This window comes from Funiculus sociatus GB2-C1, assembly GCF_039962115.1.
Taxonomy (GTDB): Bacteria; Cyanobacteriota; Cyanobacteriia; order Cyanobacteriales; family FACHB-T130; genus Funiculus; species Funiculus sociatus.
Genome location: NZ_JAMPKJ010000120.1, coordinates 1 through 8,716, shown reverse-complemented (window position 1 = coordinate 8,716; position 8,716 = coordinate 1). Strand labels below are relative to the sequence as shown.

The window sequence follows — 8,716 nt, the reverse complement described above, 5'->3', positions numbered from 1 at the left end:
GATGCCGTTAAGTCTGTAGTTGGTGCATCTTCTCCATAGCCGAATTGCCCAGTACGGCTACACTTGAAGCTATTTATTTGGTTACTGGGTCATCCAAATGAGCGAACGGTGAGGATTAATTTTTGAAGAATTAAATATGTTCTACAGAGGAGGACGAATTAGTGCTACAGAAGGCGGTGAATTAACTATAAGCTCTCCAGATGGTTGCTATTTAGGTTTTAAGGCACCACAAATGACGATGTATGTGGGAATTTCTATTCATAAAGAAGGAATAACATTAACGAGGTTTTAGCAAAATATCCTACAATCCGATCATCGCATCCTCACCGATCCTCTTTTTCCCGCAGCTTCTCCCTTATCCACTTACGCCAAGTACGAATAAAAGTAGTATCATCCTGGGTTTCTGCTTGCTGTAAAAATTGATTGATAATTTCTACAGATACAAATGGAAAGGTTGGGCTATTCTCGCAGAGATTGTATATTCCTGCCTGTAACTGGTTAATTTCTACCGTCTGTCCAACATAACGCCAAACCTCGGAAACTCCTAACTGACTGTAAATTTGCAATCTTTTACTAGAGGGACTGGTAATATCAACCTCAATCACTAAATCAGGTGCAGGCTCTTTGGTAAGGTCTATCGTTCTACCTTGAATGCGCTCAACATTTTGGATGTAATAGCAAGAATCTGGTTCTGCACCACGCTGTAAGTCTTCTCGATTTAGAGTTGTTGAACGAAATCCTTTTATCGGTAAATCTAACTCTTCAGTTAATGCCTCGATCATCCGTTCCAAAAGCTTCGTGTTGGTTTCGTGGCGGTCGGACGGCATTGTGATTTCTAATACACCTCGATCGTAGGCAAGACGAGAAGAACGATTATCCCCCATTTCAGTTAACAATGCTTGATAAGTTTGCCAACTAACCCCTTGCAGGATAACTCGATGGGTACGTTCTCTAGGTATATCTTGAACTGGCAGGGAAGGGCTTGCCATTGTTTCAAATTTTTATTATTAAGACTATCCTATCTTGGAAGTGCTGAGTAGAAGTAGCTTAACGATTCTGAAGCAAGTAGGGCAGACAAGATGCCCACCCCACAAGTATAAACTGTCAGCTTTATTCCCTACCGCCCATTTGTGCAGCGACTTTTTCGGCAAAGTTGCTTTCTGGCTTTGCAATGCCTTCGCCTAAGTTAAAGCGGACAAAGCGACGCACTTGGATATTTTCGCCGAGTTGAGCTACGCTTTGCTTAACCAGTTCTTCCACCACGATACTGTGGTCGCGAATGTAAGGCTGATCCATCAAAGACATTTCTTTCAGGCGTTTTTCAATTCGTCCTTGAAGATTTTTTTCTTTGATGTTTCCTGGTTTGGAAGTTAAGTCATCCCGTCCCATTTCGATTTGTGTTTCTTTCTCGACAATTGCAGCCGGAATGTCTGCTACTTTCACGTATTCTACATTCGGACAAGCGGCAATTTGCATGGCGATGTTTCGCACCAGATTTTGAAATACTTCACTGCGACTTACAAAATCAGTTTCGCAGTTCACTTCTACTAGCACGCCGACTCTACCGCCAGTATGAATGTAGCTGTCAATAATTCCTTCTGCCGAAATGCGACTTCCGCATCCTCCTGTGCTAACCATAACTTTTTGCCGCAACCATGCGATCGCTTTCGCCATATCGCCATTGGTTTCATCCAGCGCCTTTTTACAATTCATCATGCCTGCACCTGTTTGTTGGCGCAGTTCTTTGACGGCTTTTGCAGTTATTTCCACCATGTTTGGTTCCTCCTTGACTAATAATTTTGTTGACCTTTCCCCAACCCCTCTCCTCGCAGGAGAGGGGCTTTTTTCTTCCGCTTCCTTACGAGGGAAAGGGATTAGGAGGTTAGGTTTTCTCACGCTACTATGGCGCTACAATTGAGCAGATCTAGTTATCAACTCGCACTGGCAATGGTGTCTCTAGAATTTCCATCAACAACTCAAGGCGAGATGGACGAGACAACAATGGCACCAAGTTTGGCAGCGAGTAGTAATCACCTGCGAAGGTGAATGTCTCCAGCGAAACTTGAGATTGCTGCAATTGTTTTTCTAAGTAGTTGCCGTGATTGCCGACTTTGACAATAATTACATTCGGCACAACCTTCAATTCTTCGCAGTATTGGGGATAAACTGTGTTGAAGAAAGGAGCGTTGTTTTCGCCTTCATCGGTAACGATGATAATTTGTTCTGCCGACTGCTTGTTTTGCCGCATCTTTTCCAGCGATGCACCGATGCTAGTGCAACCATCCGGAAACAGCTTCTGGAAAGCTTTCTCCCAATCTGACAGCGCTTTACCTTGTGCTTTTACTTCAACAGCTTTGGTGTCGAAAGCATAAACAAACAAGTTACCTTCGCTGATGCCAGAAATCAAAGCTGCAATTTGCTTTCCGACTTCCAGCGCTTCAGTCATGCTGCTGCTTTTGTCTACAAACAAGGCGGTAGACTTGGTAATCTTACCCCGCTTTTTCACCTGTTCGTTGACAACTTGCTCTAGTTGCGCCACAGTTGCATCATCGACGTTAGCAACACCTGCGGCTTTCATCGCCTTGAATGCAGACACGCGATCGCTTGTTGCAGCTTCTGTCAGTTTTGCATCAATCAACACCTTCACCTCAGCGTTTTCCATCGCACCTCGCGCTTGGAGTGACTTAAGGTTATTGATGGCTTCTTGCGGTGACATGGCGTTAACCAGCGCCATCAGCACCTCTGGCGTTACTTCCTTCACTGCACCAATGGCGACAGTGTAGGGAATTTTGTGTTCTGCAATCAGTTGTGCTTGTGCTTGTGGTGTTTCTGCTTTTGCAAGTTGCTTGAGTGCAAACGCAAGGCTATCTTCAGGCGGTGCATCTTTGAATAGTACGGCGTTAGCGCTATCGCTAGGGCGTATGTGCAAACTTGCATAAAGATGCTTCATCGCCTTGCGTCCTCGCACCGCAGCGCGATCGAAAAACGCAGCATTCTTTTCCCGTTCCTGCAAATAACGCCGCACCGCAGTCCGCGCCGAACGCGGTAACTTTTGCTGATGCTGCTTCATAAAGTCTACAATTCTTGCCACCTGATAAGGCGGAAATTCTTGTAGCATCATAAAACCCGCACCCCGATGTTCGTTCAAGCTGCTGGTAAGCAAATTGCCGACAAAAACTTCCTTGTGGTCGCGCACATCACCCTGACGCTGATACCATACAGCCAGGTGTCCGTAAAAGATGGGGTCAAGTTCCACCATCATCTTATGCACTTCTGCTACCTTACCCAATTCCCGGTGTGGCGTAGTCAGCAGACTATTGAGCATTTCCAAACGCAAGTCGCGTTCTAGTGTATTCATTGCAACTACCTCCATTTCATCTTGAAGTGTTGAGGAGGCAGATGTCGCACGCAAGTAATTTGGTGCCGCGCAAGTCGAAAAAGCGGTTTTTTTACCTTAACAGGGTATGTAAGCTTTTTCTGTTGGGGCGCGGCGACAACTGCCATTATAATTCGCCAAGCAAGAGACTGTCATCCCTGCTAATCTAAAGGTTTCAAATCCGGTTCGATCCAACTTATCCGAGCTTGCCAAGACATTAAGCGATCGCGACTGTAGTATTGCAATGGAAAAGACTTTTTCCCGTAATTTTTGATAAACTCGTTAACAATATCTACGATAGAAAAATTTTTCCCTGCAATCGACAGATATCTACTTATTATCCGAATCCAAAATAGAGTTATGGTTTCGTGATAGCCGCTGTCGTTGGTGGTTTGGATGCCATTAACTTTGTTGTAGTGCTGGATGCGATCGCGGATTAAATTCGTCGCTTCTCCCTCCGAGTAACGAGTGAGATACCATACTGCAACGGTTAAGTGTGCATGATGATCCCACTCGCTTCGTGGCAAGGTGCAATTCTCGAATGCCGCAATTAGATTTTCTATCTCACCGACTGATTGGTATTTCACAACCATCATTAACTGAGATAAACTTTTGCGCCTGCTGCTTCCAGTTGTTGTTTGATATCAGAGGCTATGTCAAGCGCGATCGCTTCCTTCACTACTTTCGGCGTTGACTCAACAAAATCTTTTGCTGCCTTCAGATCCAATCCTGTCAAAGTCCGTACAACTTTGAGTATTGCAATTTTCTTATCAGCAGGAACTTCCTCCAGAACCACATTAAACTCAGTTTGTACTGGGGGTTTTTCAGACTTGTCCTCTTTTTCCTCAGTAATCACTGTCCACTGGCGAGGAGAAGCATCTACTCTAAAAGTATTTTCAATTTGCGTAACCAGTTCAGCAGTCTCAATTAGCGTTAATGATTTCAACTGCTCTAAAATATTAAGTGTTTTTACAGACATTGTTATACTCCTCCTCATCGTTAGATATGAAATATTGACACTACGCGCAAGTTGAAAAAGCTGTTTGTTTATACGCAGGATTTGAACCTGCATAATCTTGATTATCAGTCAAGCGCCTGTACCAATTCGGCTAGTATGTAAGCTTTATCGATTAGGGCGCGTAGTGGGAATTTTGACAATTAGAAATAATCAGTGTCCCGCACAAGTTTAAAAAGCTATTCACTGGAGAGTTACCGTTACTCTACACTGCCAAATAATGGCAGCGGTAGGAATTGAACCTACATTTCCCGCTTATCAGGCGGATGTGTGTATGCTTCTCAGGTTAGGGTGCGGAACACAAAATTTAAAGCTGAGTATCCATAAAAAACACTATTTAGTTGGCAATCTGTTTTTGAAAAAATTGTCACCTCGCACAAGTTCAGAAAGCTGCTTCGGGAGTTGAACCCGACTTATCGATTAAGAGTCGATCACTCTACCACAGAGTTAGTATGTAAGCTTTCTCAGTTAGGGTGCGAAGTGGATATTTTTCTCTGCATTTATGGAGAAATATGAGAGGCTACACGCAAGTCTAAGAAGCTTTTTTTACACCTCTCCAAAAGGCGGAGAGGGTAGGAATTGAACCTACAATTCGGTTTCCCGAACGTTACCAGTTTGTATGCTTCAAAAGTCGGGGCGCGTGCCATCGATACCCACGATTTGTAATTTTTAATCCCGCAAAGTTAGCAAAGCTGTTTTCACTTTGGCGCTCTATCCATTGAGCTACAGCCGCTTTTAATGCAGCTGGTGGGAATCGTAGGCGAAGCCTTCTCGAAGAGTACCCACTACCTCCCCGATCGTAACGGGAATGTGTGTATGCTTCACAAATTAGGGCGCGGGAAAAGGTTTTAAAAGGTTGCTCCATGCAAGTCGAAAAAGCTATTTCACATCTGCCGTTCTTACCAAGGTTACACCTGGTAGTGGACGCGCAAACTTAATCTAACGTGAGATTTAGAATGCTTCGCTAGCCGGTTGCCCGAACATCGCTACCTTAGGGCCGTTATAGTTACGAAAAGAGTGTATGCTTCTTCTATCGGGACACAGAGTGAAAGTTTTTATCTAGCCATATACGGCTTCTGGACGGATGATTAGATCGCCGCTGGGACGACGCTCAATAACGTATGTTTCTAAGCGATCGCGTCTAACATCAAAATGCTGTGCAAGGCGTTCCTTAACGGCTTTGTCGTTCATTCCAGCCGTCACACCCAGTTGATTTTCTGTGATGTCGTAGGAACGACCTTCAAAACGAATGTGAACCATTTTAGACACCTCCTTAAAAGCTGGTTGGCAAAGCGTATTAAACAGGTTTGATTTGTTTGCCTTAATTTATATACTACAATCGTAATACATAATTGTCAAGGGGATGGAAAAATTTCTTTTTTTCATCCTGAAAGCAAGCCATACCCTTTGGTATCGGCGTAAGCGATCGCATCCTTGGAACGCTAAGAGTTAAACTCATCAGCGACAGATAACCCCGAAACAAAGTCTAATGCTTGCAGTGAAATGTCTGGTGCAGAAAGGTTATACGTAGACCGCTTATAGGCCGATCGTGTTTTTTAATACACCTCGTCGTGGCTACCAATATCTACAAATACAGCATTCCCATCCTCAGTAAAGTAAAATAACACCCTCTCGTCGTATTCCAGGGTAAAACTCCATAGATCCTTGAGATTGCCTGACAATTTGTGAGTTTTCAAGCTTTGATCGAATGGGTCTATAGTAAATTGCTCTACTTTTTGCCAAAATCTTGCTTCTAAATCTAAATTTCCCTTGATTCGCTTTTTGAAAGCATGACGGAATGAGGAACTAAAAGTAATTTCTACCATCACTCCTCTATTAACTGTCTCAGCGCATTAATATCGGAGGAAAATCTCAGTTCGCCATTTTGCTCTTCTACTCGTGCTGTTTGAAAATTTTCATATATTTCCTCACGGCGCTCTTCCCGTAGATACTGCCTCAGTAGCAATTGAATTTCTTGCTTCTCCTCTGTGGAGAGGCTTTTGATTGCCTCGATTACATCACTGAAGCTCATAGCCTGAAACACCGTGTAGGGCTTACTTAATCAATCTAGCATGACGCTGATTTCTCAGGATGAGTACCCACATAAGGCTGATTCAAGGTCGATTGTCTACCCGCAATCTCAACCTAACCGCGATCGCTCCCCTTGGAACGCTAGCCGCTAAACTCATCAGTGACAGATAAGTCGAAACGAAACCCAACGCTTGAAGTGAGATGGAAGGTAAGGCGAGCAAACATGACATCACAAAAGCGTCTAACGGCAAACGTCAGTGGTGGGAGATAGCCTACAAGCAAAGACGAAGGCTGAATCAGCCGTCCGCTGTACTGACGTGTTAGCTCCCTTTAACTCCTCTCTCACACAACCTCGTCTAGGAGATAATTGAGTCATTTAGAAGCAACTCTAGCAAGTTATGGACGTTATTAACCTTTTGAAGTCAATACAAGTTGAGTTTATACAAAGGCTGAATACCAATCAAGATGAAGAATTATTATGTTCTAGATATGAGGGCAATTACAGCGAGTTAAAGATTATCACATTGGATGAATTAACAGAGGCTCGTGCGTTCGCTTGGTGCATGGTTAATAAATTTAGGCATCAAAGTAACGATGCACGCACAACTTTTTGTAATCACTTCAAAGGAAAGGTTGGAGAACTTACTGTAAAACATTGTCTTGGAGATTACATCACCCCATTAAATTACGAAATTCTTCCTACTGGTGACGGCAAGGTGGATTTTAGAAGTAGTTCCAATAGGAATGTTGGAATGCAAGTTAAAACTAGATATGGAAATACAAAAAGTCAATGGAGATTTTCCAGCAGTGAAATCGATTCTAATGAAATTTTAGCCTGTGTGCTAGTTCATGATAAGAATTGGGCGCATCAATCTTTTGATGAGTTTCGTTCTGAATATAGGCTTGTTATGGCCGGCTTTATTCCTTCAGCCTTAATCAAGCGGAGAATTAGCGAGAGTATAAGTAATTTTGAGAAAAATGAAGCTGACTCGTTTGTTACTGTTACAATAGAGGATTTGCTTCACGGTAGCGGTTTAAAGAACTATCTGAAAAATCTAGAATTCATGCAGAATTTGCAGTGGAGAGAATGCGAGATTAAAACTAAAGGTGGAGATATATGCAGTCTAATCATCAGTCGAACTAATAAAACGGTTGTAACCGGAGATAGTTGTCACTGTATTAAATTCTGGGATTTAGAACATCAAACTTTACAACATAGTATTAAAAGTACTAGAACAGAGGCTGGCGATGGGCATAGTGGTGATGTAACTGCTCTTGCTTTAAGTCCCGACAATCAGTTTTTTGCTTCAGCAAGTGACGACGAAACAATAAGAGTTTGGGCTTCTAAAACGAAAAAATTACTTAAGATATTAACAGGACATTCAAGTTCAATATATTCCTTAGCCTATACTCCACAAGGAGAAAAACTTGTTAGTGGTAGTGCCGATGAAACTATTAAAGTATGGAATTTAACTAAACATGAGTTAGAGTTTACCTTAGATGCCGAGAATTGTGTAAATTCAGTTTCGGTTCATCCTAAAGGTAATATTTTAGGAGCGGCGGGAAAAGATAGAAATATTAGATTTTGGAAAATTGAAGAGCAACAGATGGTTGGCAAATTTCTTGCACATAACGAAGAAATTAGTAATATCTGCTTCTCCAATAATAGCTTGTTACTAGCAAGTTGCAGCTATGATAAGACGATCAGAATGTGGAATATATCATATGAAAATCTGCTGAACGGAGTAAGACCGAATCTTAGATATGAGATTCCACATAAAGCTTGTATTGATGCAGTCACAATTAGTTCTGATAATCAGTTGCTTGCAGGCATCGACACCGATGGAACAGTATATCTTTATCAAGTTGATACAGGTCAGTTGATTTGTGAATATCCCAATCAACTTAGAAACCGTTGGAGTAGAAGTCATGCAATAGCATTTAGCTTGGATGGAAAGCTTTTGGTAGCAGGAGCAAAACATATAGTTAAGGTTTGGCAACGGCTTAACTAAGCTTAACTAACCAAGGTTAGTTCAACAAACGCCCCATTTGTGTACCTGAGATTTCGGATTTTGGATACCAAGGGTGTGAGAACGTTTGCATACTGTCCTCGATTTGTTGATGCCGCAAAATCAATGATGTTTTGTATTTCATGTTTGTAATCTACCTATCTGGCATTTCAATAGACCTCTTGCAAAAGTCGCTCAGGAAGATTTGATTTTGGGGAGGCAAAGCTCGTAATTGTAGAGAGCAGCAATCAGATTAAACCTTAAACCAAATCTTTTTCGACGATT

9 protein-coding genes and 1 tRNA gene are annotated in these 8,716 nt (G+C 42.4%); 1 reads left to right on the top strand and 9 read right to left on the bottom strand.

Translation table 11 applies throughout. From position 1 onward, the window contains the following. Positions 1–323 precede the first annotated feature (323 nt). The 9 genes from NDI42_RS28285 to NDI42_RS28245 all read right to left on the bottom strand — a co-directional run bounded on the left by NDI42_RS28285 (position 324) and on the right by NDI42_RS28245 (position 6,423). Entirely contained in the window at positions 324–989 is a 666-nt protein-coding gene (locus NDI42_RS28285; RefSeq protein ID WP_190453531.1) for a Uma2 family endonuclease, read from the bottom strand. A 121-nt stretch (positions 990–1,110) separates the two neighbouring features. After that, positions 1,111–1,773: a translation elongation factor Ts gene (tsf, locus tag NDI42_RS28280; protein ID WP_190453528.1), complete on the bottom strand. Its 663-nt coding sequence runs from the start codon at positions 1,771–1,773 to the stop codon at positions 1,111–1,113. Positions 1,774–1,924: 151 nt separating this feature from the next. Beyond that, positions 1,925–3,358 (bottom strand): hypothetical protein, encoded by a 1,434-nt coding sequence (locus tag NDI42_RS28275; protein WP_190453526.1) that lies wholly within the window; start codon positions 3,356–3,358, stop codon positions 1,925–1,927. 179 nt (positions 3,359–3,537) lie between these two features. Further along, complete coding sequence (locus NDI42_RS28270; RefSeq protein ID WP_199311084.1) at positions 3,538–3,963, bottom strand: hypothetical protein; 426 nt, start codon at positions 3,961–3,963, stop codon at positions 3,538–3,540. An 8-nt stretch (positions 3,964–3,971) separates the two neighbouring features. Continuing rightward, a complete protein-coding gene (gene rplL, locus NDI42_RS28265) occupies positions 3,972–4,355 on the bottom strand; it encodes a 50S ribosomal protein L7/L12 (protein WP_190453520.1) in 384 nt (127 codons plus the stop codon). 68 nt (positions 4,356–4,423) lie between these two features. Further along, a tRNA-Ile gene (locus NDI42_RS28260) sits at positions 4,424–4,490 on the bottom strand. Positions 4,491–5,450: 960 nt separating this feature from the next. Beyond that, entirely contained in the window at positions 5,451–5,651 is a 201-nt protein-coding gene (locus NDI42_RS28255; RefSeq protein WP_190453517.1) for a nucleotidyl transferase family protein, read from the bottom strand. Between the two features lie 296 nt (positions 5,652–5,947). Then, positions 5,948–6,217, bottom strand: coding sequence for a type II toxin-antitoxin system RelE/ParE family toxin (locus NDI42_RS28250; protein ID WP_190453514.1), 270 nt, complete (start codon positions 6,215–6,217; stop codon positions 5,948–5,950). Then, on the bottom strand, positions 6,217–6,423 hold the full coding sequence (locus NDI42_RS28245) for a hypothetical protein (RefSeq protein ID WP_190453512.1): 207 nt from the start codon (positions 6,421–6,423) through the stop codon (positions 6,217–6,219). The genes NDI42_RS28250 and NDI42_RS28245 overlap by 1 nt, the downstream gene beginning before the upstream one ends. Positions 6,424–6,820: 397 nt before the next feature. On the opposite strand from NDI42_RS28245, the gene NDI42_RS28240 reads away from it, so the two are divergent. After that, a complete protein-coding gene (locus NDI42_RS28240; RefSeq protein ID WP_190453509.1) occupies positions 6,821–8,434 on the top strand; it encodes a WD40 repeat domain-containing protein in 1,614 nt (537 codons plus the stop codon). Positions 8,435–8,716: the final 282 nt, after the last annotated feature.